The following is a 24788-nucleotide window of genomic DNA, read 5'->3' as shown; positions in this document are numbered from 1 at the left end:
CTATCCCAGCACCCGTCCGAGGAAGCCGCGGAGGTAGCCCGCGACGACGTCCAGGTGGCTCTCCAGTAGGAAGTGGCCGCCGTCAATCAGGTGCACTTCCGCGTCCTTGGCGTCGCGGGCGAAGGCGCGGGCGCCTTCCGGGCCGAAGATCTCGTCGTTGCGGCCCCAGACGGCGAGCACCGGTACCTCGCTGGTGCGTAGGAACTCGTGCAGCAGCGGGTAGAGCGGGCGGTTGTTCTGGTAGTCGCGGAACAGCGCGAGTTGGACCTCGTCGTTGCCCTCGCGGGAGACGAGGGCGACGTCGTGTTCCCAGGTGTCCGGGCTGACCAGGCTCGGGTCAGGTACGCCGTGGACGTACTGCCAGCGGATGGCGTCGATGCCGAGTGCGGCGCGGACCGCGGGTTCGGTGTCGGGGCCGGGGTTCGCTCCGTAGGCCCAGAGGTCGCTCCAGAACGACTCGACGAAACCGTCCTCGTAACCGTTGCCGTTCTGGGTGACGAGGGCGGAGATCCGTTCGGGGTGCTTGAGCGCGAGACGCCATCCGATGGGGGCGCCGTAGTCCTGGACGTAGAGGGCGTAGCGGTCCAGACCCAGCTGGTCGAGCAACTGGGAGGTGACTTCGGCGAGGGCGTCGAAGGTGTAGGTGAACTCCCCTATGGAGGGGGCGTCGGAGTGGCCGAAGCCGAGGTGGTCGGGCGCGATGATGTGGTAGTCGTCGGCCAGCAGCGGGATGAGTTCGCGGAACATGAACGAGCTGGTCGGGTAGCCGTGCAGCAGGACGATCGCGGGGGCGTCGGTGGGGCCGGCCTCGCGGTAGAAGATCTCATGACCGTCGACAGTGGCTGTCCGGTGGTGCACCGAGCTCACATCTAACCCCTTTGAATGTTTGATCTGGTTAGCCATTCGCCATGCAAGCATGGATGATCTAACCTGTCAAGTGGCTCAATCTGGTTAGAGAGAGGGAATGCTCGATGGATGCGCTACTGGACCTGCTCAACAGCAGGCCACTCGTCGACGGCGAGGAACGGGACGCACTCGGAGACCCGGCCGACGGTATGCGCTGGGCGCGGGAGCACGGCGGCGACGGTAGCCCGGCGGAACTGGCGGTGCTACGCGAGACGCGGGACATCCTGCGGGACGTGGTGTGCGGAAACAGCTCGCCCGCCGCGCTGGGCCCGCTGTTCGAAGGGGTCCACCAGTCCCCGGAGGTCACGTCGGACGGCATTCGGTGGACGGTCCGGACTCCCCCGCACGCCCGGCTGGCTGTGGAGATGGTCCTCGCTTGGGCCGCCGCCGAGGAGCGGATGCCAGGTCGGCTGCGCCCCTGCGCCAACGACGAGTGCCGGCTGTTCCTGCTCGACCGCAGCCGCGCCAACCGTGCCCGCTGGTGTTCAATGGCCGTCTGCGGCAACCGTGAGAAGGCGCGCCGTCACTATGAACGCACCCGCTGACCCGTCCCCGGACTCGGTGCGAGCGGAACGAGACGTCCGGCTTGCCGGCAGACCTCTTGACACCCTCCGGCCTGGGAACGTCTGTGCGAGCTCTCGACCTCGTGGCCAGGGGTCCGTCCTCTGGGGGGGCCTCTATGGGTTTCGTCAACCCTATGGTGCCGGGTTTGGGGTGGTTTGTGGGTGTGGGGTTCATGCGGTGAGGGTGGCGGTCCTGGGCTGGCGGGCTTCGTGGAAGGTGCCGTCGCGGAGCATGGCGAACAGGACGCTGATGCGTTGGCGGGCGAGGCGGAGGAGGGCCTGTGTGTGGGTTTTTCCGCGGGCTCGTTGGCGGTCGTAGTAGGTGCGGGAGGCGGTATCGGCGTTCGTGCAGGCGAAGGCGGAGAGGAACATGGCGCGTTTGAGCTGCCGGTTTCCGCCGCGGGGTGCGTGTTCGCCGTGGATCGAGGTGCCGGATTGCCTGGTGGCGGGCGCCAGGCCGGCGTAGGAGGCGAGGTGGGCGGCGGTGGGGAAGCTGCTGCCGTCGCCGACGGTGACCAGCAGGACGGCGGCGGTCCTGACGCCGATGCCGGGCATCGATGTCAGGACCGGGGAAAGAGGGTGAGCCTCCAGCAGGGTGTTGATCTGGGCCTCCAGAGCGCGTCGCTGTTCGTGGACGGCTCCCAGCGAACGGGCCAGGGACGGGATCACGATGTCGGGGGTGCCGGTGCCGGGGGTGCCTGTGCCGGGCACAATGACGGTCTGCTCGTCGAGGGCGTCGAAGACGTCGTCGATCAGCCGCTGGGCCATGCGCGGGGCCTTGGGGCGGATGACCTCGACGAGACGGCGGCGGCCGGCTTTGCGCAGTGCGGCCGGGGAACCATGGCGCTCCAGGAGCCAGGTGACTGCCTGGTGGGCGAGGCGGGGGCCCAGGACGCGTTCCAGGCTGGGGTGGAACTGGGTGAGCAGGCCGCGTACCCGGATGGAGGTGCGGGCGGCCTCGGCCGCGAGGTCCTGGTCGAAGCCGACGAGCTCGGCGAGCTCGGCGGTGATCTCGTCGGTGAGTTCCAGCGAGCGCAGGGTGTGCGGCATGGTGCGGGCGGCGTCCGCGATGACCGCGGCGTCCTTCGCGTCGGTCTTGGCCTCGCCCGGGTAGAGGTCGGCGATCCGTCGCATCGCCAGCCCGGGCAGGTAGGCGACCTTGCAGCCGGTATCCCGGGCCACCGTGAGCGGGAGGGCGCCGATGGAGGCGGGCTGGTCGACGATGACCAGGACGATGCCGAACCTCGCGACGAGCTTGTCGAAGACCGCCCGCAGTTTCGGCTCGCTGTCGGGCATGGCCTTGTCGAAGACCTTCTTGCCGGCCGGGGTGAGCCCGTGCCCGTGGTGGGCGCTCCTACCGACGTCCATGCCGAGGAAGACGCCTGCATTGCCGATGTCGAACATCGCACCCTCCCAGAGGAGTTGACCGTGGCTGACCTCGGCTTCGGTGTCGTGCTCGCGCATCCACGTCATGCAGACCTGACGCCCGCAAACTGCCTGGCCCATCGACGCCACCATCCGGCTTCGTGTCGAGCTGCGGGTCCCTCTTTCCAGCAGGGACTGAACGGCACCGTTGCGAGGGCGGGCGGTCAGGAGCGGTGAGGAAGGACACGGTCGACACCGTCGGCCCCCGCCCCGTTCCGGCCGTACGTACCGGCGGCATCGCGGGATACGCACGTGCGTGTGGGCGAGGCGGCGGAAGAACGCGGGACCAGCCGGGACAGCCGCTCACGCAGGCGGGCGTACTGCCTCACACCGTGCGCACCGGGCTCGGCCGGACCGGACACGGACCGCACTGGCCGCCTGCAGCGGTACGTGCTGGAGTAATTGTCAGATTCTGTGGATGCTGTCGGCGTTCGGGTTGACGTGCACAGGCAGGTACAAGCTGACGCGCAGAGGGCATCGCTGTAATCACTCGTTCTGAAGCGGTGTCCCGTACGTGGCATCGAGCACCAGAGTGAGCAGCCGGTCGGGCTGTTCCGCGTCGTGGCTGCGAGCTGTGGACAGCGCAATCCCGACGACAAGCTGGACCAGGTCGTCGGCGGTCAGGCCGGCGCGCGCCGTTCCCCGCCGCTGAGCCTGGGCAAGAAGATCGGCTGCCGCGTCCAGGATCAGCCGATGACAGTCGAGCCCCAGCGCGACCGGCTCCTCAACCATCAACGCGCCCACCAGTCCTTGGCCGAGCCTGGCATGAACGAGGAACGCGCGCAGCCACTGTGTCAGCGCGTCGTCGGCGGATTCCGATGAGGACAGCGTCTCGGCCAGCTCGCACAGCGTCTCGATCCGGTCCCTGAGGACCGCGGTCAGCAGAGCGGAGCGGTTCGGGAAGTGACGGTACAAGGTCCCCGGGCCGACGCCGGCTCGGCGTGCGACCTCGTTGAGAGACGCCTCTGGTCCGGCTTCGGCGAATACTTCCTGCGCCGTGGCGATGAGACGTTCCCGGTTGAGTCGCGCATCGGTACGCCGCGGTCGTCGCGCGGGGACGTGCCCGTGTGTGGTCGTCATCGTCCCGTTCTTTCGGTCGAGTTCGGGGAATTTAAGCGGAGCACCTCTCCGTATAGTAGCTTGCGTCAAACGGAGAACCTCTCCGGAATGCCTTGGTCTGAGGAGTGCGGATGACAGTCAGTGGACGGACCGAGCTGGGCCGAGTCGGGATCTGGACCTCTGCCTACGATGGACAGCCTGCCGGGCGGGTACGCGAATCGGTCGCGGAGATCGAGGAGTTGGGTTACGGGGCCATCTGGTACGGGGAGGCGTTCGGACGCGACACAGTGGGCCAGGCGTGGCTGTTGCTGTCGGCGACACAGCGCATCGTCGTCGCCTCCGGCATCGCCAACATCGCGTTCCGGGACCCGATCGCCACCGCTACCGCGACACGTGCGCTGGGCGAGGCGTTCCCCGGACGCTACGTACTCGGCCTGGGCGGACATCGCGTCGACGACACCGTCCATGAACTGGACGGCTACCCCGTACCGGCCCGCGGCAGGGCGGTGACCACCATGCGCGCCTACCTGCAGGCCATGGACGCGGTACCCGCCCACGGCCCCATGCCGGACCCGGCTCCACGCCGTGTACTGGCCGCCCTCGGCCCGAAGATGCTTCAACTGGCCGCCGAACACACCTGGGGCGCGCACCCCTACTTCGTGTCCACCGAGCACACCGAACAGGCGCGCCGGATCATGGGACCGAAAGCTCTCCTCGCTGTGGAGCAGGCAGTGGTGCTCGAGACCGACCTCAGTCGCGCCCGAGAAGTGGCCACAGCGCACGTCGCCGGCTACCTCTCGGCACCGCATCAGGAAGCGAACGTACGACGGCTCGGCTTCGGCGACGAGGACATCGTCGGCGGCCCGAGCCGCCGGCTGGCGGACGCGATCGTTGCCTACGGGGAAGTAGAAGCAATCCGCCGACGCGTTCAGGAGCACCTCGACGCAGGAGCTGACCACGTCTGCCTGCAAGTACTCACCGCCGACACCACCTCACTGCCCGAACGCGAGTGGCGCGAGCTGGCTGCTGCTCTCCTGCCCACCGCACAGCATGAGTGACGCGCGACCAGGGGCGGCCGCTGGCGGATCGTCATGCCGTGCGGTGGCGTTCATCGAGGTAGCGCGTTCGGATCCGGTGGTGCTTCGTCGGCGGTTGGCAGGCCGCCCCCATGGGATCGAGGACTTCTTGGCGCCGACACGGGAGACGGAGAAACGGCTGCCGGAGAAACGGCTGCCGGAGAAGTTCGCCCCGTGGACCGATCACCGGTTGGTGCTGGACGCAGTGACCGGCCTGGCGTCCAACATCGCGACGACCCTTCGGCTCCCGGCCGCAGCATCCTGATCCGTCGTAGGTTTGACTGCCGGAAACGTGTCGTGCTTCAAGCCGCGGTGACTTGCTCTCGCTCGACCAGGAGGCCTTTCTCGAAGCCGGCGCCCGCACGGACCAGGGCGACGAGGTGGGCGCCGGTGATCGCGTCGGCGTGTCTGGGCGGACTCGACGAGCTTGAAGGGCCGACGACCGCGTCCGTAGGCGGCTGCATCGGCGGTGGCGGCCCGTAGCGGTCTCGGCAGCCGTTGCGGGCGATCTCGCGGGAGACGGTCGAAGGGGATCGGCCCAGCCGCTTGGCCAGCTGCCGGGCCGATTCTCCCGCCGCGATGCCGCGAGAGATCTCCTCCCTCTCGCGACCACTCAGATGCCGCTCTGACCGCGTTTGCGGGGCGAGGCGGACGCCGCCGCTCTGGTACAGGAAGCGACGAGCGTGCTGCATCGGTGCCCCGAGCGCCCGCCCGATCAGGCTGAAGACTGCCCTTCGCGCCGGCGTCTCCAAATCTCTTCCTGCTGAGCTGGCGAGAACCCGTAGTCACGCACCTGTGCCTCCACGATCACATGATCATCCGTGGGTGGTGCGTTGATCACTTGAGGGTGCCGTCGTTTGCCGACAGGCGGGAACCCTTCGGGTGTCAGCCCGAATCCGGTTCTCCTGTGCGGTCTGCGTAGAGGGCACTGTCGGTGCCCGTTGCGATGCTCTGCGCCGAGGCGATGCTCACCCTCGCGGCCGTCACGCTGATGGCTCGCCGCCTCACCCGGCAGCCCGTCCACCCCACCCGCATCGGCATCTCGGCCAGTGGCGGCCGTTCGAGCCGTAAGACCCATGGAGATCACTCCGGCGACCGGAGTTCAGGCGCAGGCAGGATCAGCTCTGCCGGCGCAGGGCTTCGAGGTAGGTGTTGAGCGCTGGTGAGGTTGGGGACTGTTGGCGGATCACGGCGTAGAGCCGTCGGGTCAGGCTGGTACCGGCGATGTCGCGAATGGCCAGGCACGGGTCTGTGGCTGGCAGGGTCAGGTCGGGCAGCAGGGTCACTGCGCCTGCGCGGCGAACGAGTTCGAGCTGGACGTCGGCATCGTTGGACCGGTGCCTGAGGTCGGGGTCGAATCCTCCGTGCGTCCGGCAGGTCCCGATGATCATTGCGTGGTGGCCGGTACCGCTGTTTGAGGAAGCCCATACCTCGTGGCGCAGCGCGGAAGGAGCAACGGGCCCGGGGCGGGCGGCAAGTGGATGCCCTGCAGGCAGAACCAGTCGTGTTCCTTCGCGAAGGAGCAGGTGATGGTCCACGCCGTCGGGACGCGGGCGGGGATAGCCTTCGTACTCGTCGCTGACGACAAGGTCGACGGTGCCCAGGCGCAGCTCGGGCAGGGCCACTTCGAGTTCGAGCTCGGTGATCTCGACCTCGACGAGTGGGTGCGAGCGTGCCACTTCTACCAGGGCGGGGATGAGAAGCCGGCGGGCTGCCGATTGCAGACCCACGGCTCGGATCCTGCCGCGGACTTCCTGGGTCAGGTTCGCCAGTTCGGTTTCTGCGGTTTCGGCGACGTTCAGCATGACGGTGGCGTGACGGGCGAGCGCCTTTCCGGCGTCGGTGAGCCGGACTCCCCGTCCGGCCGGCTCGACCAGGCGGGCACCGGTTTCCCGTTCCAGCACTGCCAGCTGCTGGGAGACCGCCGAGGGGCTGTAGCCGATCGCGGCGGCCACGGCGGCGAGGGTCCCCCGCTCGGCGAGTTCGCGAAGCATCCTCAGGCGGCGGAGATCAGACAAGACCATCCATAAATTCTAATGAATCTGCTCCATTATTCATCGCTGGTCCTTACCAGCGAGGTGGGGGACGCTGGAGGTCGCCGCTGGCCGGTCCCAGGGCGTCTCACGCTCCCCACCACCCAGAAAGTCCCAACGCTCACATGAACGCGCGCACCCCCTCCGTCCCTGCGTCCGGGATCTTGTCCTCGGTCGGAGCGTCGGTCATCTTCGGGGCCATTTTCATGATCCCCCCGCACCTTCTGCCGCTGGATCCCGCGCAGATCCTGGGATACCGCATCGTCGCGATGGTCGCCTTCCTGGCTGCCTTCTTCTGCCTGGCGCGGTTGTGGGACCAGGCCGCGGTGCTGGTCGGCCGTCTGCGCGCAACACCGCATCTGGCCAGCGTTCTGGTCGTGGACGCCGCCCTTCTGGGGCTGCAACTGTGGCTGTTCGGATGGGCGCCCCAGAGCGGGCACGGCCTCGATCTCTCTCTGGGCTATCTCATCCTGCCGCTGGTCATGGTGGTGGTCAGCGTCGTGGTCTACCGAGAAAAGCTCTCCCGCTGGCGGATCGCGGCCGTGCTCTGCGCCGCTGCGGGAGTCACGGCGGCCGTGATCGTCGCCGGCGGGCTGCGCTGGCCCACCCTGCTGGTTGCACTGGGGCTTCCGCTCTACTTCACCAGCCGGCGCGCCTTCGCACTGGACTCCGCCGCGGCCCAGCTCTTCGAGCTCGGCGCGATGCTCCCCTTCTCGGCCTTCGTCCTGGCGGCCGAACCGTCGCTCGGCACGGTCATCCACCGCCCACGGCTGATCGCCGGACTCGTCCTGCTGGGGCTTCTCAGCGCCGCTGGATTCGCGCTGTACCTGACCGCCAGCCGCGTCCTGCCGTTCTCCCTGTTCGGGGTACTCAGCTACGTCGAGCCGGTGCTGCTGGTACTGGTTTCCCTCACGTTCCTGGGCGAGCCGTGGCAGTCGGCTGACACCTTCGTCTACATCCCGATCTGCGCGGGGCTCGTTCTTCTCGCGTTCGAATCGGCAGCAAAGGAACCCGCCGCGCCGAAGCAGCCCGCCGCTCAGGTCGACAGCGCACGCCCGTGACCCAGCGGCTGCGGGCCGAGATCGAGGGTGCCGCGTAACCGTTGGGAAGCGCAACCGAGCCGCCTCCGCGATGACCTGGTCCGGCGCGTTTGAAGCGGTCCATCCGTACCCGGTGACGCAACAGGGCGCGGCGATCGCGTGGAAGGCGGCCTCCTCCCCGGCGGCGAGGGCACTCCTGGGACACACGTGAGGGGTGCCGTACCGCAGGCCGAGGGCGTGCCGACTGGCCAGCGCGGCGTCACTCGTGCCGCCTACGATCCCGGCGGGGCGTATGCCGCCGAGCGCGTCGGCGATGGCGTCGGTGTTCCGGGTGGAGATCTTCAGGGCGGCATCGGCGAACGGGAGCGCGGGAGCGTCCGCGCGCACGTCCACCGCGACGGTCGGGATTCCGACGTCTCTCCCCACTTGCGTACGGACCGTCCCCAGTCGTCAGGCCACTTCGGTCTCTCGCTCGATGGTCTTGAGGCGGTTCTTCAGCCGGTAGCTGTGGTTGCCGTGAAGGTCAGCCCAGTCCGGGTATTGGGGGTTTTCCCATCGTGGACGGGACTGCAGCTGCGTAAAGTCGCAGTGACTGCTCACGATCCAACTCACTTCACACGGGGGAACTTTATGCGACGCCTGCAGACGCGTCTCCTTGCTGCAGCGGCTTTGGCTGCTCTCAGCGCCGGCGGGCTCTGCGCGTGCTCGGTCCTTGACCAGAAGACCTTCGAGGACGATGCCAAGGTGCCCCAGAAGGTCACCTCGATCCGTCTCGACAGCAGGAACGGCGGGGTGAAGGTGGACGCCTCCGCGGACATCTCAACGACCTCCGTGCACCGCAAGGTCGACTACCGCGGTGACAAGCCGAGCGGTACCTCGTTCAGCGTCGAGAACGGCGTCCTGACGCTCTCTGGCTGTGGCAAGAACTGCGGCGTCGACTACGTTGTCAAGGTGCCCGCCGGTCTTGCGGTGACGGGAGGAACGTCCAACGGCAGCCTCACACTGAACGATGTCGGTGTGGTCGACGTGCACACAAGCAACGGCGAGATCGCGGTGAACAAGGCGACAGGCCCGGTGAAGCTGCGCACGTCCAACGGTGGTGTCCACGTCAATGACACCAAGGGCGGCGGCATAGACACGCTGACGTCGAACGGCGAGGTGACGATCCGGACGGCCACCCCGCAGAACATCAAGGCCCGCACGACCAGCGGCAGCCTCACGGTCACGGCCCCGTCCGCCAACTACCGGATCTCGGCGAGCGACACCCACGGCGACAAGAAGGTGGCGTTCAAGAACGACCCGTCGGGAAAGTACCGCTTGGATCTGTCGACAACGAACGGTGACTTGACTGTGGAGTCGGCAGGCCAGTGACCTTCTTCAGACTGGCCACTGGCCATCGGCGACTGACCACTGACCACAGCCTCTCAACCGTCTCTCTTCCTTCCCCCCTTTCCGGCAGCTTCATCTTCAGCTCGGGCGGCGAGGTACTCGGCCCAGTCACATCGGGCGTAGGCGACCCGGCGGAGCGCGGTGTGGCGGTGCATCCCGGTCACGTCGGCGAGGATCGGGCTGGGGGATCGGCAGCGAGAGCGGCCAGAGCCCCGTTGCGTGCGGTGCGAACCAGGATGCCGTACCGGTTGAGTTTCTGGGTCATGCCGTGTGTCGAGATCGGCTTGCCCGGGGCCATCCCTGGGAAGAGCCCATCCAGGTCCTGGGTGGGCTCGCGAGAGTTGCGGCCGGAGTTGGGGCTGTTCGGCAAGTTGCCGAAGGAGTTCGACTGTCCCCGCAGGGGCGTGCGAAATAGCCGCGGGGACAACCGGGAGTACCGTCCTGTCAGGGCACCCGCACCCGACCGTACCGCCCCCCACACCTCGGCGCCCGGCCGACTACGCCGGTCGGCCGGGCCGATGCCCAGTCCGTCACCGCTGACGTCTCCCTGCTCTGTAGCGAGATGGGCCGGCGCGCGCCAGGCCACACCGGTCCGCAGCACGTACATGACGCCGCTGAGTGCCACCCGGTCCGGAGCTCGCAGCCGCCCGGGACAGCGGTGGTGTCGTTCAGGAGCGGGCGGCAGCAGCGGGGCCACCCGCTCCCACAGGTCGTCAGGAGCAAGATCAACACACACCCCGGACTCCCTGCCGATCAAGATCGTCGAGCACAAGACCCGCAGCTCAACTCATTCTGAACCGATCAGTACGGGTCGGTGGTGGGCTCCCACCAGGTCCGAGTGCCGTCCCATGCGTAATAGAGGCGCCATGCCCGGCCGTCGTCGCGTATGGCGCCGATGACGAACTCGAAGTTCTCCTTCCCCGGGTACGACCCGTTGATCTTCGTGAGGCTGAAGCCGCTCTTCCACTTTCCGCCCATGGACTGCCAGCCGGTCCAGTTGGTGGAGGACGTCTTGGTGCGGACGTAGGCGACGTAGTTGGTGCCGATCGCGAACTCGTACTGGACACCGGCCCTTGAGGTGACGGTGGCGACGCCGTACTCGCAGATGATGACGCCGGAGCCGCGCTTGCACTCGCTGAGGGCGTGGGCCGGAGTGGCCGCGACGGCCGTTCCGGCGATGACCGCGGCCGTCAGGACGGCTGCCTTGATCTTGTTCTTCACCGTGCTTCTTTCTCTGCCTGTATGGATGGTGTGCCCGGAGACGTGAGGGGACGGGACCCCACATCCCGTTCCCTCCCGGTCCCACCAAGACCACTCCACCACCGGGCGCATGTCCCTCACCAGGAAGTTCTTCCTGCGGAAGTAGCATGCTGCGTACTTCTGCCGGACCGCAGGCCGGCCACATTCCGTACGGGGGGAACCGCACGATGAGCACCGCCGACACCGCCCGCGGAGAGTTCGGGCCGCTGCTGCGCGACCTGCGCCGGCATGCCGGGCTCAGCCAGGAGGAACTGGCGCAGCGGACCGGGGTGAGCGTCCGGGCGCTGGCCGACATGGAACGGGGCCGCACCCGGGGCCCGCAGCGCCGGACGGTGGCCGCACTGGTGGCGGTGCTCGCGCCGGACGGAGCACAGGCCGAGGCGCTGGAACGGGCAGCGGCCTCGGGCCGGCCCCGGCCGAAGCATGCTCCGGTGGCGCAGGCCGGGCTGCATCTTCCGCGCGACGTACGGGACTTCACCGCCCGCGAGGAGAGCCTGGCCCGGCTGCGGACGATGGCCGAGGAGGGGCCCGCGCCGGTGGTGCTGATCACGGGCCAGCCAGGGCTGGGCAAGACGGCCTTCGCGGTACGGGCCGCGCACAGCCTCGCCGGCCACTACCCCGACGGGCAGTTCACCGTCGACCTGCGCGGCACGCACACGCAGCCGGCCGCGCCGCGCGAGGTCCTGGGGCGGCTGCTGCACGCCTGCGGGGTCGCCCTGACGGCCCTGCCTCAGGACACCGAGGACCGGACCGATCTGTTCCGGACGGTGGCCAGGGAGCGGCGGATGCTGCTGCTCCTGGACGACGCCGCCGACGAGGAACAGGTCCGGCCGCTGTTCCCCGCAGACGGGCCCTCGCTGACCCTGGTGACCGGCCGCAGCACGCTCGCGGGCCTGGAAAACGCGCACCGGATCACGCTGGGGGTGCTGCGCCGTGAGGAGGCCGTCGCCCTGCTGGCCCGAGTCATCGGACCGGAGCGGGTGGCGGCGGAGGCGCAGGCGGCGCGAGACCTGGCCGACCTGTGCGGGCGGCTGCCGCTGGCGGTGCGGATCGCCGCCCAGCGGCTGGCGGCCCAGCCGCAGGAGCGGCTCGCCAAACTCGCGGCCCTCCTCGCCGACGAGAGCCGTCGGCTGGACGGCCTGCGGGCCGGGGACCTGCAGGTACGGGCGGCCTTCGCACTCTCGTACGCCCGCCTGGACCCGTCGGCGCGGCGGATGCTGCGGCGCGCCACACTGGCCGCGGGGCCCGACTTCTCCCCGCGGACGGTCGCGCTGCTTTCGAGGACGACGCAGCGGCAGGCCGAACTGTGCACGCAGGAACTGGCCGACCGCGGGCTGCTCCAGCCCGACCCGACCGCCGAGCGCTACCGCTTCCACGACCTCCTGCGGCTGTTCGCCGCCGAGCAACTGGCCGAGGACGACCCCGCCGAGCTCGCCCGCACCCGGGAAGACGCGGCCCGTTGGACGCTGGCCCGGGCCGAGGCCGCCGCGCTCCACTTCGACCCCGAGCGCTCACCCTCGGACGATCCGGACCCGGCCACCGCGCCACGCGGCCCCGAACAGGCGCGGGGCTGGCTGGAGGCGGAGCGGGCGCAGTGGCTGGACTCCCTGCACCGGGCCCTCATGGACGGTCACCACCAAGAGGTCCTGGACGCGGCGGAGGCCATGCACTGGTTCTCGGACCGCGTCCAGCACTGGGAGCAGTGGACGGAGGTGTTCCACTGTTCGGTGGCGGCGGCCCGGGCGCTGGGCAACCGGCGCGAGGAGGCCACACACCTCAACTACCTGACCTGGTCGTACAACCTGTGCCTCCACGATCCCGTCCGTGGGCTGGCCACGGCCCGTGAGGCGTTATCCGTGGCGCGCGAGGTGGGCGACCTCCTCCAGACCGGCTGGGCCTACGGCTACGGGGCGGGGTCGTTGCACCGCCTCGGGCGAGACGAGGCGGCGGTGACGTGGCTGGAGAACTCCGCGGCCTGCCACCGGGAGAACCCCGCGCCGCAGGCCCGACTGGCAGAACTGACGACGCTCAACACACTGGGCGGATACCTGCGTTCCATGGGGCGACCGGAGGAGGCCCTGACCATCCACTGGCAGAGCAAAGAGCTGTGTCTCGCCGGGATCCCCGGCCAGTCGGCGGACCTCCTGACCCTGTTCCGGGCCAGTACCCTCCACCACCTCGGCCAGGACCTCGGCGCGCTGGACCGCTGGGCGGAGGCCGAGCCTCTCCTGCACCGCGCCCTCGACGGCCTCGAAGAGGCCGGCATGGCCGCATGGAGCGAACCCGCCCGCCTCGACCTGGCCATCGCGCTGCGCCGACTCGGCCGGGAGGCGGAGGCCCGCACGGCGCTGGAGGAGGCCCGGCGGGGACTGGCCGAACAGGGCCACCCCAGGCTGGCCGAGGCCGACCGGGAACTGGCCGCGGACACCGTCCCCGGCCCCTGACCTCCCCCGGAGCGCGAGGAGCTGGAGCGCCAAGCCGTACACGAGAGGCTGGGACCGGGCTGGCTTCGCCTGGCCGAACCGGTTCAAACGGCTCCGCATACGAGCCTCCCGGGACACCTGCATCGACGCCAAGCGCGTCCGTTTCCCGCGCCTGTGACCTGGGGCTATGGTCGCATCTGCGGATCAGTCGCGGTCGTCTATGCCGCGTAGGCTCCGGGACGTTCGACGAAGTGGCCGCGCTCGAAGCGAGCTCCGGCGCGGACGAGGGCAACGAGGTGGGGCGCGTTCACGGCCCGCTCGGCGTCATCCGGCGTCAGGCGGCCCGTCTCCAGGACGTCGCTGACGACTATCAAGGCAGAGGTTCCGGCGGCCCGCATCGGAGCCATTCAGCTCCTCCCACGCCGATTCGGTCAATGCCGTCAGGCCCTGATATCCGTCCACGGCCACAGCACAGGAGACTGCCGCTGCCTGGGTCTCAGGGATATATGGCGGGGTCAGGACGGCGAGCGCGGCCTGTGTTCCTTTCAGCGCCGGCCGTCCAGCCCTCCGACTGCTCTTTGCCTTCGAGGCCGGGTTGTGGGCCCACCGGCCGGGCTGGACCGTGTCGCGTCCGGCACGGGTTCTCAGGACTGGCCAGCAGTTCGGTTTCTTGATCTCACGTGGGCAGTACCGGTTGCGCCGGGCCGGAAGAAGGCGGCCCCGTTTTGTGTCCCGCCGATGCTGCCGCCGCCGGGCCGCTCGGTCCTTCCCCTCAATGGCGTGCACCGCAGGGCGGCGAGAACGACGAGCCCGTCCGTCCGGCCCGTCCTGTTGGCGACCGCTTCAAGCTATGTCGGCGCTGGGTGCGATGATCCCCGAGGCCGGCAGGAGCACGCCGAAAATCATGATTCAGAGGTTGTCCCGCGTGGCAAGTTTCGCAAGCTTCCTGTAGCAGGTCAGGGCGGCGGCCAGGCCGAGGAAGGCGAGGAAGTGGGAGCCCTTTCGTTCGTATCGGACGGTGAGGCGGCGGTAGCCGAAGAGCCGGGCGATCGACCGCTCGATCTTCCAGCGGTGCCGACCGAGGCGTTCACCGGACTCGATGCCGGGCCTCGCGATGCGCGCGACGAGCCCGCGCCCGAGCAGCCAGGCCAGGTGTTCGGCGGAGAAGTACGCCTTGTCCGCGCGGAGTTTGACGGGGCGGCGCCGCCGTGGTCCCCGGCGGGACCGGACGGCGGGTATGCCGCGGATCAGCGGCTTGAGGGCGAGGCTGTCGTGCATGTTCGCGCCGGACACGGCGACGGCGAGCGGGATGCCCTGGGCCTCGGACAGCACGTGCAACGTACTGCCCTTCTTGCCGCGATCGACCGGGTTCGGCCCGGTCAGCGATTCCCCTCATCCAGTGTGTAAGCAGGCGGCCCGGGCCCATGCAACGACCCGGGGCAACTGCTCGCGCAGGACAGCGAATGCCTGGATCCCCCTGGTCATCAAGGCCTCCTCAGAGAGCGGCATCGCTGTCCGTTGCGGGGCTCGCGGTGATGACGCGGGCGCCGGGCTGATGCCTCCGTTTCCCCGGGTCCGTGAGGCCTCCGTCAAGAGCGGCGCAGCCCGGCGCCTCCGTGGTCACCGCGAAACTCGCGGCGGCTTGTCGGACGTTGATCGTCACGGCGCGAGCCCGCTCCAGGGTCGACCTCTTGTTCATCCGCGAGTCCGCGAGCCCGCGAGCTCTGCAGAAGATCGAGCCCCTGGAGTGCGCTGGTGTTGCGAACGGCTACTGAGATGGCGGACCAACGAGTCCTTGGATTAGGGCGCCGTGTGACCCGAATGTGCTCGCGACCTGCATAAACGGACGGATCTGGGAGGACAGCTTGACCGTTTTCCGCGGTATCGACTGGGCGGAGCGCCACCACGACGTCGCCCTTGTCGACGAAGCCGGCAATCTGCTCGCCAAGACCCGTATCACCGACGACGCGGCCGGCCACCACAAGCTCCTGGCCCTCCTCGCCGAGCACGGTGACAGCCCAGAAGATCCGATACCGGTGGCCATCGAGACCAGCCACGGCCTCCTGGTCGCGAGCCTGCACACCGGCAGCCGTCGGGTCTTCGCGATCAATCCGCTCGCCGCCGCCCGCTACCGGGACCGCCACGGCGTCAGCCGCAAGAAGTCCGACCCGGGCGACGCCCTGGTCCTGGCGAACATCCTGCGCACCGACATGCACGCCCACCGGCCTCTGCCGGCCGACTCCGAACTCGCCCAGGCCATCGCGGTACTGGCCCGAACCCAGCAGGACGCCGTCTGGACCCGGCAGCAGGTCGCCAACCAGGTCCGCTCGCTCCTGCGCGAGTACTACCCCGCTGCTCTGCTGGCCTTCCAGGGCAAACAAGGCGGCCTGACCAGGGCTGACGCCCGCGTCATCCTCACCCTGGCCCCGACCCCGGCCAAGGCCGCGAAGCTCACCCTCGCCCAGCTGCGGGCCGCCCTCAACGCAGTGGCCGCCTCCGCGCCTGCGACGCGGAAGCCGAGCGGCTGCGGGCCGTCTTCCGCGCCGAGTACGCCCACCAGCTCCCCGGAGTCGAGGACGCCTTCGGCCACCAGCTCCTGGCCCTGCTCAAGCAGCTGGACGCCGCCTGCCAGGCTGCGGACGACCTCGCGGAGGTGGCAACAGCCGCTTTTCACCAGCACGCCGACAGCGAGATCCTGCTCAGCTTCCCGGGCCTGGGCCCCATGCTCGGCGCCCGCGTGCTCGCCGAGCTGGGCGACGACCGGGCACGGTTCGCCGACGCCCGGGCGCTGAAGTCGTACGCCGGATCCCCGCCCATCACCCGGGCCTCCGGCAAGAAGCACTTCGTCGGCCGCCGCTTCGTCAAGAACAACCGCCTCATCAACGCCGGCTTCCTCTGGGCCTTCGCCGCCCTCACCGCCTCACCCGGAGCCAACGCGCACTATCGACGCCGGCGCGACCATGGGGACTGGCATGCCGCCGCGCAACGGCACTTGCTGAACCGCTTCCTCGGCCAGCTCCATCACTGCCTCACGACCCGGCAGTTCTTCGACGAACAACGCGCCTTCGCATCGCTCCGCCAAGCGCCTGCGTGACTGTAGTCCGGGCCTCCCACATTGCCGGATTCCGGAAGGCAGCCCCTCCAGCCATCTGCCGTGCCCTGCAGATGAGGTGCCGCGCCCGGACTGCCATGATGCTGACCAGGGGCGGCCTTGGCGTTGGGAGCCTCATGACGTGAGAAGAGTGTGGTGCGAATGCTCGGGATCCAGACCGATGCGTTGGACACGGCTGGGGGAGTGTTCATGACGGTCATGGCCCTGGGCTGTACGTGGTTGGGCGGGCGGGCCGTGCTCCGTCCGCACCGGCCGCCGCAGCCGATCGGGGGCCCCGTATGGGTGGCCCGCACCTGGGGCCTCGCCTATGTGCTGCTGGGCATCGCTATGGCTGCCAAGATGACGACCATGCTGGTCGGCAAGGTACCGGCCTGGCCGATTGCCGTGCTCCACTGGGCTGCCGGACCGCTCCTGCTCTTCTCAGTGATCGCGGCAGGCGTGTCCCAGTGGCGAGCGCGCCATCGGGCCGGTGGCGCCGTCGGCGGACGGCACGGACGGCACAAGTGAAGCGGCCCGTGTCCTGGAGCGAGGCGGCACTCGTGAGCGCCGCCTGCTGGACGGTCAGCGGACTGGGATACGGGGTGCTCGCCGCCCTCGACGAGCCGCAGCTGTCCCCTGCACCCCTGATCGGCATGGGCCTGGCCCAATGGTTCTTTGCGTATCACCGCTGCTGGCGTGCCGCTGTCGCGGCGTGCCTCGCGGGGTTTGCCGTGCTGTTCGGGCTCGTGGACATCCTGCGGCCGGACCTGGGCCGGTACGTGGCGGATGCCCTGGCCACGGGGGCCGCGTCGACGGTCGCCCTGTCCGTCTTCACTCTGGTCGATCGCGCAAGTGGACGCCGCCATGGCGCAGCAGGCCGACCCTGGTGACTCGGCTACATCCACCAGCTTGACTTCTTACCCCCCGAGGTGTCTTTGGCGCGAACGGAGGCCGCGTCGACGATCGCCGAGGTCCAGTCCACTTCGCCCCGGGCCCCGAGTCCGTCCAGCACCGCCCGATGCAGCCGGCGCCACAGGCCGGCCTCGGTCCATACCGTGAAACGGCGATGCGCGGTGGCGGGCGACGTGCCGAACGCCGGCGGCAGATGCCGCCGGGCACAGTCACTGGTCAGCACGTACACCACCGCCGTGAACACGGCCCGCTCGTCACACGGAGCGGTCCCACCACCTTGCGGACGAGCAGCAAACGACGGCGGCAACGGGGCGGCCAGTTCCCTGAGTTCATCAGGAACCAGACGCTGCGAGACGGGGGGCGTCGCACGTGCCGTAGCAGGGCGACGCCTCGGGAAACGGACTCGGCTCCCAGATTCGTGCGGCGCTCCAGCGGTTGCGTACGGCGGGCTGAGTGCCGGGCCCGCGTGTAACAGGTCTGTCAGGGACACGTCCCAGCAGCGCGGGATCGGAACGGGACAGACGCAGGCTGTGTCCTAATGATCAGCAGCGCACCACCTCCCAGACCACAGCAAGGAAGTCCCGATGCACGTCCAGCCGAAGCTGAAGAAGAAGCTGACCCTCGCCACCGTGGCCGTCCTCGCGGGCCTGACTCTGACGGCCTGTCAGGACGACAACACCGACGCCGCCCCGTCGCAGGACACCGCGTCCTCCCCCGCCGCCGAGAACTCCGCGGCCCCCTCGGACAGCACCGGCGGCAACGGCGGCACCGCCACGGACGACGGCAGCAAGGGCGGCGACTCCGGCAACGGCAGCGACAACGGCAGTGACAAGGGCAGCGGCGGCGGCCAGATCAACACCGGCCCGTGCAAGACGGCCAATCTCACCATCACCGCCAACCACGGCATGCGCGAGGGCGACGTCCTGGTCAGCCTGAAGAACAACAGCGACGCCTGCTCGCTCAAGGGCTTCCCCGGCGTCGACCTGAATACGTCGGACGGCGACACCTTCAGCGCGAACCGCAGCGCGAACACCCCGCAGGAGGTCGTCCTCGGCGGCGGCGAGACCACCCGCTTCACGCTCCACACCCCGCCCAACGACACCGGCGGCACCGGCCTCCGGATCGTCTCCATCGTCGTGACCCCGCCGAACGAGACGCACTCCACGTCGCTCCGGATCGGCCTCAGCCTCCCGGTGACGGACGGCTCGGAGTCCGGTCAGGGCGTCACGGTCGAGCCCGTCGGCTACGGCAAGCAGTGACGTGCATCCTCTCCCTGAAAGGAGAGGATTCTGGCCTTCCGGTCCGGAGCCCGCGCCGCTACGCGGCGCGGGCTCCGGCCTGGATTCCCGGCTTCCGGCTTCTCCACGCCCCGCCACGGCACTGGGCCGTGGTCTTGCGGGTGCTCCTCAGGCATACACCGCCCGTCCGGCGGCGTCCTTCACATTGATGGCGGCGTTGATGCCGCGGTCCAGATGCGCACCGCAGGCGGAACAGTCCCATTCCCTGATGTCGAGGGGTTTGGACCCGTCGACAGGCCCGCAGGCGTGGCAGCAGCGGGTGGTCGGTTCGAATCGGCCGATCTTGATGAACGCCCGCACGTAGCGTTCGCACTTGTACCGGAGCATGCTCGCGAACGCGGCCCAGCCCGCGTCGTGCACGCTCTTGGCCAATCTGGTGCGCGCCATTCCTGGCACCGCGAGGTCCTCCACGACGACCGCTTGGTGTTCACGGACGATGCGGGTGGACAGCTGGTGCTGGAATTCGCGGCGCCCGTCGGCAACCTGAGCCCGCACACGATCAAGCAGGGAAAGCCGTCCCTCGCCTGTGACCTTGACGTAGGCGTTCCTGGTGAAGCGGACGGACTACCGATGGTCCTTGCGGGGCTTGAACACCGGCGGCCCGACCTTAGACGGTGTCCTACATGGTGAGCTTGAGGAGCCGTTTGTAGCAGCAGAGGGCGGCGGCAAGCCCGAGAAAGGCCGGGTAGTTGCCTGGTTTGCGCTCGTAGCAGTGGTGGGCCGTTCACGAGTAGGACCGACCAGCCACGTCCCAAGGCATTGGAGATCGCTTCCCGGCACGGCAGTGATCGTTCCCCACTCATTGGGCAGCGATGGAACCCGCGATCCCGCGCACGAGTGACCCCGAAGCCCATCCGAGTGAAGTTGCCCGCTGCGGACCGACTACTCCGTACTTCAGCAGCTATACAGGGTTCGTTTCCCCACCTGGCCTCGAGGGGGTCTGTGTAGTAAACGGTGGGACTCGGTCGGATTTTTAGCGACGTCCGGCGGTGAGCCGGCCGTCGAAGGTGATGTCGAAGGCTTGGAGTGCGGCCTTCCAGCGCATGGTCCAGCGTTTGCGACCGGTGCCGGTCGGGTCCAGGCTCATGACGGCCAGGTAGACGCATTTGAGGGCTGCCTGGTCGGTGGGGAAGTGCCCCCGGGCCCGGACGGCCTTGCGGATCCGTGCGTTGATGCTCTCGATTGCGTTGGTGGTGCAGATGATCTTCCGGATCTCCACGTCGAACTGGAGGAAGGGTACGAATTCCGCCCAGGCCGCCTCCCAGAGCCTCACGATTGCCGGATACTTCCCGCCCCAGGCGTCGGTGAACTCCACGAACCGCTCCAGCGCGGCTTCCTCGGTCGGCGCGGTGTAGACGGGCCTGAGCGCCTTCGCGATCTTCTCCCAGTCCTGCCGGGCCGCGTAACGGAAGCTGTTCCTCAGCAGGTGAACAACACAGGTCTGGACGATCGGTGCAGGCCAGACGGTGTTCACGGCGTCCGGGAGGCCACTCGGGCCGTCACAGACCAACATCAGGACATCGGCGGCGCCGCGATTCTTGATCTCGGTCAGGACCTGGAGCCAGTACTTCGCCCCCTCACCGCCCTCGCCGATCCACAGGCCCAGGACGTCCCGGTGCCCCTCGGCGGTGACCGCCACCGCCATGTAGATGGGCCGGTTGGCGACGTGCCCGTCCCTGACCTTCACGTTCACGCAGTCGATGAAGACGACCGGGTAGACACTGTCCAGCGGCCGGTTCTGCCATTCCGTCATGCCGGTCATCACGCTGTCGGTGATCGTGGAGATCGTCGACTTGGAAATGTCGGAGCCGTACACCTCGGCCAGATGCGCGGAGATCTCCCCATGCGTCAGCCCTTTCGCGGACAGCGACAGCACCATCTCGTCAACTCCGCCCAGACGCCGCTGCCGCTTCTTGACCAGCTGCGGCTCGAACGTACCGGCCCTGTCCCGCGGCACCTCGATCTCTACCTGCCCGGACTCGGTGACCACCGTCTTGGACCGGTGCCCGTTGCGGTAGTTCTCCCGGCCGCCCTCGGCCCTCTCGCCCGGCTCGTGCCCCAGATGATCGGTGATCTCACCCTGCAGCACGGACTCCAGCACGCGTTTCGTCAGCTGCTGAAGCAGACCACCTTCACCGGTGAGCTTCACCCCGCCCGCCTGGGCCCGGTTCACCAACTCGGCAACCAGCTCATCGTCCACGGCGTCGATCTTGCCCATGGCGGCCTCCCCGGCCTCGATGCCACTCATCACGTCAGTCATCAACTGTCGCTTCCAGCTCAGGAGTTACATCACTCACCGTACAGACCCAAATGAGGGTGGATCCTCCAGTTGCCGCTGCGGCCCGTGACCCGACCCTCGAAGTGCAGGTGAGCATGTTCTTGACAGGACTCAGTGCGCGAGGTCGGGAGTGTTCTCGTGGGCCGTGTCCGGTTCGACGCGCTTTCGCGCTCTCCCCGTGCGTGTTACACCGATCGTCCAGATGACTGCGCAGGCGATGGCAAGTGCAGCGAGGAGTCGGGTGGTGTCGGGCATGCCGATGGACGCGGCCAGGGGTGCCACGGCCAGGGACGACACACCCTGGAACGCGGAGGAGAGGCCGAAGACGAGGACCATGACCCGGCCGCGGATGTGATCGGGTGTCGCGAGTTGAAGGCCGTTGACGGCGAGGATGGCGCAGGCACCCACTCCGATGTGGCCGATCAGGGCTGCGGCCATGCCGGGACCGAGGGCTGTGACCTGGGCCAGGGCAAGATAGCCGAACCCGAAGAGCGCCAGGGCGGCACCGGCCGTGTTCAGTCTGCGGCGCATCGACCCGGCGACGAGTCGTCGGCCGAGGAAGGGGCCCAGTACGGCGCCGAGTCCTTGTGCCAGATACAGGGCCCCGACGCCGGCGTCGCCGACGTGGAAGCGGTCGAGGGCGTAAACGGGCAGCAGGCCGACCATGCCGTAGCAGAGGCGCAGTCCCACGGTCAGCCACAGAAAGGCGGACACCACTGGCGTCGTCCGTACGAAGGTCCAGAGTTCGGCTGTATCGGCCCGCATCCGGATCCGGCGATTCGCGATCGTCTTGGCGAGCGGCTGCCTGATCCTCCTGATGAGGAGTGCGGAGACGGCGAAGGTTGCCCCGTCGATGACGAGAGTGACCGAGGGACCCCATGCCGAGGAGACCACGCCTCCCAGACCGGCTCCCACAAGGAGGCCCGCCGAGTACAGGCTTCCGAGAGCGGTCTGTGCCAGTGGGAGTTCGCGGGAGGTGACGAGGTTCGGCAGTGCGGCCTCGGGGATGGGGCTCGCGACGGCGGCGGCGATGGACAGTCCTGCCAGGCATCCGAGGGCCAGCGGGACGGACTGGATGTGGAAGGCGACCAGCAGGCCGGCGACGGGGATAATCGCTCCCAGGTCGCAAGCGATGCGCAGGCGTTGCCGGTCGAACCGGTCGGTGAGGGGTCCGATCAGCGGCAGCAGCACGACCCCGGGCAGGGAGTTGACGGCGAACAGTAGGGCTGTCCAGCCTGGCGAGCCCGTGTGGCGGTAGACGAAGCTGCTCAGGGCGACGAAAGTGAACCAGTCGCCGGTCAGGCTGAGAGCGGAAGCGCCGAAGAGGCGTCGGAAGTCTGCGTTGTCACGCAGGAGCGCGACGAGGCTTCCGTGAGGGCGGCGTCGAGCGAGGAACACCAGTGACTCCAGCAGTGTGACGTCCCGAAAATGACCGGGACGAACGACAAAATGACGTCGTGTGTGCCCCGTGGCCTGCGAGGTCACGGAACGATCGCTGGTCAGTCACAGAGGTGATGCATGACAGGCATCGTACTGGTGATGTCGGCGTTCGCTGGCGGAGACGACGAATTGTGATTCGGGGACCCCCTTCTGTGCGAGGTCGGCGTCAGTGCTGCTGCGTGCCTGTCCGGTACGTCTGGCGGCGGCAGTCGTCGGCCGTAGGCGCGAGGCCGCGCTGCGTGGCAGGCAGCTGTCTGGCCAACTGCCGGACGTGGTTTGCCGTTTGGCTGTCTGGGACGTCTGGCGTTGCCTACGATGTCTGGCGATGCGCCTGAGGCGTCGTCTGGCTGGGGAGGGCAGATGGATTTCGCTGACACGGATGAGGCTGCTGCGGCGTCAGGGGTGCGTGCGGCCGTGGACTTCTACACCCGCAAGGCCGACCGTCTCCAGGAGCGACAGCGCGAGCTGGCGGCCAAACTCGCTGCTGTCCAGGATGATTTGCTGAAGACCCAGACCACCCGAGATCAGCTCGCCGGTGCTCTCGACGAGATCCTCGCCCAGGCGCCGAGCGCCCGTGAGGAACAGGAAACCGCTTCGGAGGCAGCCGGGAGCGATACCGCATCCTCGCACGACGACTCCCCTGCTCCGGCAGCTGAGACACCGGCGTCCCCGCAGGGGCCCCGGCAGGCCGGCACGAAGAACGCGCGGCCGAAGCAGAGGGCTGGGGCGAAGTCCGGCGAGGTGATGCAGGCCATCGAGCAGTTGCTGGCCACGTCCGGGAAGCAGATGCACGTCAGGGATCTCACCGCTGCTCCGGGACGCCCGACGGAGGGCAAGGCCGGGACGGCGGCGGTGGAGACGATCCGCGCGACCTGCAAGCGGCTTGCCGGGCACGGACGGATCGCCGAGGTGACACCCACGAACTCTGAGCTGGCTGTGTTTCCATCTCGTTCGAATTCGATGCCGTCGAGTGCGCACCCGTCCTGCCGGTCCTGCTCGCTGTATGTGTCTACGTCGAACGTGACCCAGCCTTGAGGCATGTCATCCGCTGTCAGCAGGGCCCGGTCGGCCTCCGCAGCAGAAAGCATCTGCGATCCGGACCCGTTGCTTGAGCCACCTACTCCTCGAGGCTGTTGTGCGGAGGGGATTTGATTTGGGCTCTGTGAAGTTAGGATGCGCTGCCCGCCGTAAACGGCAAGAGCCACGAGCGCGACGGCCAGCAGCACAGATAACCCGATCAAAATCCGTGCGCCTGGCGTATTGTTGATCGTTAACGGCCCGAGGGATATATGGCTGCGCGAAACTCGACTTCCGGTGATCACAACCGACTCACGGTTGTGAATAGGTGAGCTGGACAGATGAACGGAGAGCTGACGCCGTAGTTCGGGATCGGCATCGATCTCCTCACGCAGGACATTCTGGGCTTCGTCTCGTGCCTGGATGTTCCCGGAATCCGCTTCGAGCGCCCGCAGCGTTGTTTCTCCTCGTGGGTTGCTGCGCAGGCGGTTGCGGACGATCTCGGCGACAGCGTCTCCTCCGCTCTCACCGATCGCTCCACCCGCCGCCCCGACCACGGCTGTCACAAGGCGGCCAACAGCTGTGATCGCCAACTCCGAAGCGTCCATGTCTCCCCCTCACTCCCCTGCCACATCACACGGGAGATGCGGCATACATGTGAGGTCGCCATTCCCTCATACACCTACCAACACACCAGTTCCTTGCACCGGGCCTGTGGCGCAGGGATCGCCGGCGTCGCAGCAGCACGAGCGCGCCCCGTTCCGGAGAGGGGGCCGCGCAGCCGCCTGCGGCGCCCGTGAGCGCGCTTGCCTCCAGGTGCGCGTGGGCGTCGAGCAGGTGGGGCGGTCTTCATCGACATGACTTACGGCCCGATCGGCGACGGCCCCCTGCAGGCTCGGCTTCCTGCGAACGGGCCCAGATGCCAGCCAGTCCTCCGTTGTCGCCAAGCCTGGCGACAACGGAGGGCGAAACACCTGGTTCCATCTCTCACGCCCGGACGCCCTGAACCATTACGCGGCCCTGCGCGAACTCCTCCGCCACCACGGTGACGTCCTCATCAAGAAGATCGACAACAGCCCTCGCGCGCCGCGGTTCCAACAATCAGGGCGGGAGGACTGCGGCCACGCCCTGAGTCTCCGGTATCAGAAGCACGCCGGGATTGACGTGAGCTGGCCCGGATGAGAGCCGAGCAGACGCTTCGAGTGCGACTTCCCAACCTTCGTCGAAGGCCAGCGTGAGGCGGTAGTCGTCAGTGATCCCAGTATCCCCCCACCACGGAGATTCAAGATTCATCGGTCCTCGTGTTTCACGGCTGTGCTTCGGTGCCCATCACCCCACCATGGTGCATGGCCCCAGCCGAGGGTGACGACGATCCTCAGGGGTTCCGCCGAAGCCAGTTCCGTTGAGCTTGTCTTTTAGACCGTGTCCTATGTGGTGATCACTCGTTGGGCTGTTCATGGGGCGGGATACGTGGAGTTGGATAGTTCCGGACGGGCTGTGGGAGATCGCGAAGCCGTTGATCCCGCCGTCGAGGGTGCGTCCGCAGGGCGGCGGGACGCAGGACACGCCTGATGAGAC

21 protein-coding genes and 5 pseudogenes are annotated in these 24788 nt (G+C 68.3%); 12 read left to right on the top strand and 14 right to left on the bottom strand.

Annotated elements, in window-relative coordinates:
* Entirely contained in the window at positions 1 to 867 is an 867-nt protein-coding gene (locus ACF1CT_RS35105; protein WP_391788076.1) for an alpha/beta fold hydrolase, read from the bottom strand.
* A 104-nt stretch (positions 868 to 971) separates the two neighbouring features.
* Between ACF1CT_RS35105 and ACF1CT_RS35100 the strand changes: the two genes are divergently transcribed.
* Positions 972 to 1451 (top strand): CGNR zinc finger domain-containing protein, encoded by a 480-nt coding sequence (locus ACF1CT_RS35100; RefSeq protein ID WP_391788075.1) that lies wholly within the window; start codon positions 972 to 974, stop codon positions 1449 to 1451.
* Positions 1452 to 1640: 189 nt separating this feature from the next.
* On the opposite strand, the gene ACF1CT_RS35095 is transcribed toward ACF1CT_RS35100, so the two are convergent.
* Both ACF1CT_RS35095 and ACF1CT_RS35090 read right to left on the bottom strand, forming a co-directional pair.
* Positions 1641 to 2873, bottom strand: a complete 1233-nt coding sequence (locus ACF1CT_RS35095; protein ID WP_391788122.1) for an IS110 family transposase — start codon at positions 2871 to 2873, stop codon at positions 1641 to 1643.
* A gap of 507 nt (positions 2874 to 3380) precedes the next feature.
* Complete coding sequence (locus ACF1CT_RS35090) at positions 3381 to 3974, bottom strand: TetR/AcrR family transcriptional regulator (protein ID WP_391788074.1); 594 nt, start codon at positions 3972 to 3974, stop codon at positions 3381 to 3383.
* Positions 3975 to 4084: 110 nt separating this feature from the next.
* On the opposite strand from ACF1CT_RS35090, the gene ACF1CT_RS35085 reads away from it, so the two are divergent.
* Both ACF1CT_RS35085 and ACF1CT_RS35080 read left to right on the top strand, forming a co-directional pair.
* The gene (locus tag ACF1CT_RS35085; RefSeq protein ID WP_391788073.1) at positions 4085 to 5011 is read left to right on the top strand and encodes a TIGR03620 family F420-dependent LLM class oxidoreductase; all 927 of its coding nucleotides are present in this window, start codon (positions 4085 to 4087) and stop codon (positions 5009 to 5011) included.
* Positions 5012 to 5138: 127 nt separating this feature from the next.
* On the top strand, positions 5139 to 5294 hold the full coding sequence (locus tag ACF1CT_RS35080) for a hypothetical protein (protein WP_391788072.1): 156 nt from the start codon (positions 5139 to 5141) through the stop codon (positions 5292 to 5294).
* 37 nt (positions 5295 to 5331) lie between these two features.
* Here the strand turns inward: ACF1CT_RS35080 and ACF1CT_RS35075 are convergent, their stop codons facing one another.
* Both ACF1CT_RS35075 and ACF1CT_RS35070 read right to left on the bottom strand, forming a co-directional pair.
* Positions 5332 to 5781, bottom strand: coding sequence for a helix-turn-helix domain-containing protein (locus ACF1CT_RS35075; protein WP_391788071.1), 450 nt, complete (start codon positions 5779 to 5781; stop codon positions 5332 to 5334).
* Between the two features lie 366 nt (positions 5782 to 6147).
* Positions 6148 to 7053, bottom strand: a complete 906-nt coding sequence (locus tag ACF1CT_RS35070) for a LysR family transcriptional regulator (RefSeq protein ID WP_391788070.1) — start codon at positions 7051 to 7053, stop codon at positions 6148 to 6150.
* 134 nt (positions 7054 to 7187) lie between these two features.
* Between ACF1CT_RS35070 and rarD the strand changes: the two genes are divergently transcribed.
* Both rarD and ACF1CT_RS35060 read left to right on the top strand, forming a co-directional pair.
* Positions 7188 to 8123: an EamA family transporter RarD gene (gene rarD, locus ACF1CT_RS35065; protein WP_391788069.1), complete on the top strand. Its 936-nt coding sequence runs from the start codon at positions 7188 to 7190 to the stop codon at positions 8121 to 8123.
* Between the two features lie 216 nt (positions 8124 to 8339).
* A complete protein-coding gene (locus ACF1CT_RS35060) occupies positions 8340 to 9473 on the top strand; it encodes a DUF4097 domain-containing protein (RefSeq protein ID WP_391788068.1) in 1134 nt (377 codons plus the stop codon).
* Between the two features lie 592 nt (positions 9474 to 10065).
* Here ACF1CT_RS35060 and ACF1CT_RS35055 read toward each other — a convergent pair.
* Both ACF1CT_RS35055 and ACF1CT_RS35050 read right to left on the bottom strand, forming a co-directional pair.
* Positions 10066 to 10261, bottom strand: a pseudogene (locus ACF1CT_RS35055) (transposase); the annotation flags it as partial.
* A gap of 31 nt (positions 10262 to 10292) precedes the next feature.
* On the bottom strand, positions 10293 to 10712 hold the full coding sequence (locus ACF1CT_RS35050) for a hypothetical protein (protein ID WP_391788067.1): 420 nt from the start codon (positions 10710 to 10712) through the stop codon (positions 10293 to 10295).
* Between the two features lie 206 nt (positions 10713 to 10918).
* Here ACF1CT_RS35050 and ACF1CT_RS35045 point away from each other — a divergent pair, with 206 nt between their 5' ends.
* On the top strand, positions 10919 to 13195 hold the full coding sequence (locus ACF1CT_RS35045) for an ATP-binding protein (RefSeq protein WP_391788066.1): 2277 nt from the start codon (positions 10919 to 10921) through the stop codon (positions 13193 to 13195).
* Between the two features lie 197 nt (positions 13196 to 13392).
* Here ACF1CT_RS35045 and ACF1CT_RS35040 read toward each other — a convergent pair whose 3' ends face one another.
* Both ACF1CT_RS35040 and ACF1CT_RS35035 read right to left on the bottom strand, forming a co-directional pair.
* The gene (locus tag ACF1CT_RS35040; RefSeq protein WP_391788124.1) at positions 13393 to 13581 is read right to left on the bottom strand and encodes a hypothetical protein; all 189 of its coding nucleotides are present in this window, start codon (positions 13579 to 13581) and stop codon (positions 13393 to 13395) included.
* A gap of 502 nt (positions 13582 to 14083) precedes the next feature.
* A complete protein-coding gene (locus ACF1CT_RS35035) occupies positions 14084 to 14557 on the bottom strand; it encodes a transposase (RefSeq protein WP_391788121.1) in 474 nt (157 codons plus the stop codon).
* Positions 14558 to 15024: 467 nt separating this feature from the next.
* Here ACF1CT_RS35035 and ACF1CT_RS35030 point away from each other — a divergent pair.
* The 3 genes and pseudogenes from ACF1CT_RS35030 to ACF1CT_RS35020 all read left to right on the top strand — a co-directional run bounded on the left by ACF1CT_RS35030 (position 15025) and on the right by ACF1CT_RS35020 (position 17155).
* Positions 15025 to 16268: pseudogene (locus ACF1CT_RS35030) on the top strand (IS110 family transposase).
* 207 nt (positions 16269 to 16475) lie between these two features.
* On the top strand, positions 16476 to 16793 hold the full coding sequence (locus ACF1CT_RS35025; RefSeq protein WP_391788065.1) for a hypothetical protein: 318 nt from the start codon (positions 16476 to 16478) through the stop codon (positions 16791 to 16793).
* Positions 16790 to 17155 carry a hypothetical protein gene (locus tag ACF1CT_RS35020; protein ID WP_391788064.1) on the top strand — a complete coding sequence of 122 codons (366 nt, stop codon included), beginning with the start codon at positions 16790 to 16792 and terminating at the stop codon, positions 17153 to 17155. The genes ACF1CT_RS35025 and ACF1CT_RS35020 overlap by 4 nt, the downstream gene beginning before the upstream one ends.
* 5 nt (positions 17156 to 17160) lie before the next feature.
* On the opposite strand, the gene ACF1CT_RS35015 is transcribed toward ACF1CT_RS35020, so the two are convergent.
* A complete protein-coding gene (locus tag ACF1CT_RS35015) occupies positions 17161 to 17667 on the bottom strand; it encodes a transposase (RefSeq protein ID WP_391788063.1) in 507 nt (168 codons plus the stop codon).
* A 94-nt stretch (positions 17668 to 17761) separates the two neighbouring features.
* Between ACF1CT_RS35015 and ACF1CT_RS35010 the strand changes: the two genes are divergently transcribed.
* Positions 17762 to 18436 (top strand): DUF4232 domain-containing protein, encoded by a 675-nt coding sequence (locus ACF1CT_RS35010; RefSeq protein WP_391788062.1) that lies wholly within the window; start codon positions 17762 to 17764, stop codon positions 18434 to 18436.
* A gap of 75 nt (positions 18437 to 18511) precedes the next feature.
* Here the strand turns inward: ACF1CT_RS35010 and ACF1CT_RS35005 are convergent.
* The 4 genes and pseudogenes from ACF1CT_RS35005 to ACF1CT_RS34990 form a co-directional block, all read right to left on the bottom strand.
* Positions 18512 to 18973: pseudogene (locus ACF1CT_RS35005) on the bottom strand (RNA-guided endonuclease InsQ/TnpB family protein); the annotation flags it as partial.
* Positions 18974 to 19094: 121 nt separating this feature from the next.
* A pseudogene (locus tag ACF1CT_RS35000) lies at positions 19095 to 19184 on the bottom strand (IS5/IS1182 family transposase); the annotation flags it as partial.
* Between the two features lie 264 nt (positions 19185 to 19448).
* The gene (locus ACF1CT_RS34995) at positions 19449 to 20693 is read right to left on the bottom strand and encodes an IS256 family transposase (protein ID WP_391788120.1); all 1245 of its coding nucleotides are present in this window, start codon (positions 20691 to 20693) and stop codon (positions 19449 to 19451) included.
* Between the two features lie 171 nt (positions 20694 to 20864).
* Positions 20865 to 22151, bottom strand: coding sequence for an MFS transporter (locus tag ACF1CT_RS34990; RefSeq protein ID WP_391788061.1), 1287 nt, complete (start codon positions 22149 to 22151; stop codon positions 20865 to 20867).
* Between the two features lie 456 nt (positions 22152 to 22607).
* On the opposite strand from ACF1CT_RS34990, the gene ACF1CT_RS34985 reads away from it, so the two are divergent.
* Both ACF1CT_RS34985 and ACF1CT_RS34980 read left to right on the top strand, forming a co-directional pair.
* Entirely contained in the window at positions 22608 to 23228 is a 621-nt protein-coding gene (locus tag ACF1CT_RS34985; protein ID WP_391788060.1) for a hypothetical protein, read from the top strand.
* 1438 nt (positions 23229 to 24666) lie between these two features.
* Positions 24667 to 24788 (top strand): annotated as a pseudogene (locus ACF1CT_RS34980) (IS5/IS1182 family transposase); the annotation flags it as partial.

This window comes from Streptomyces sp. NPDC014734 (assembly GCF_043083325.1).
GTDB lineage: Bacteria > Actinomycetota > Actinomycetes > Streptomycetales > Streptomycetaceae > Streptomyces.
This window is presented reverse-complemented; position numbering and strand designations above follow the sequence as displayed.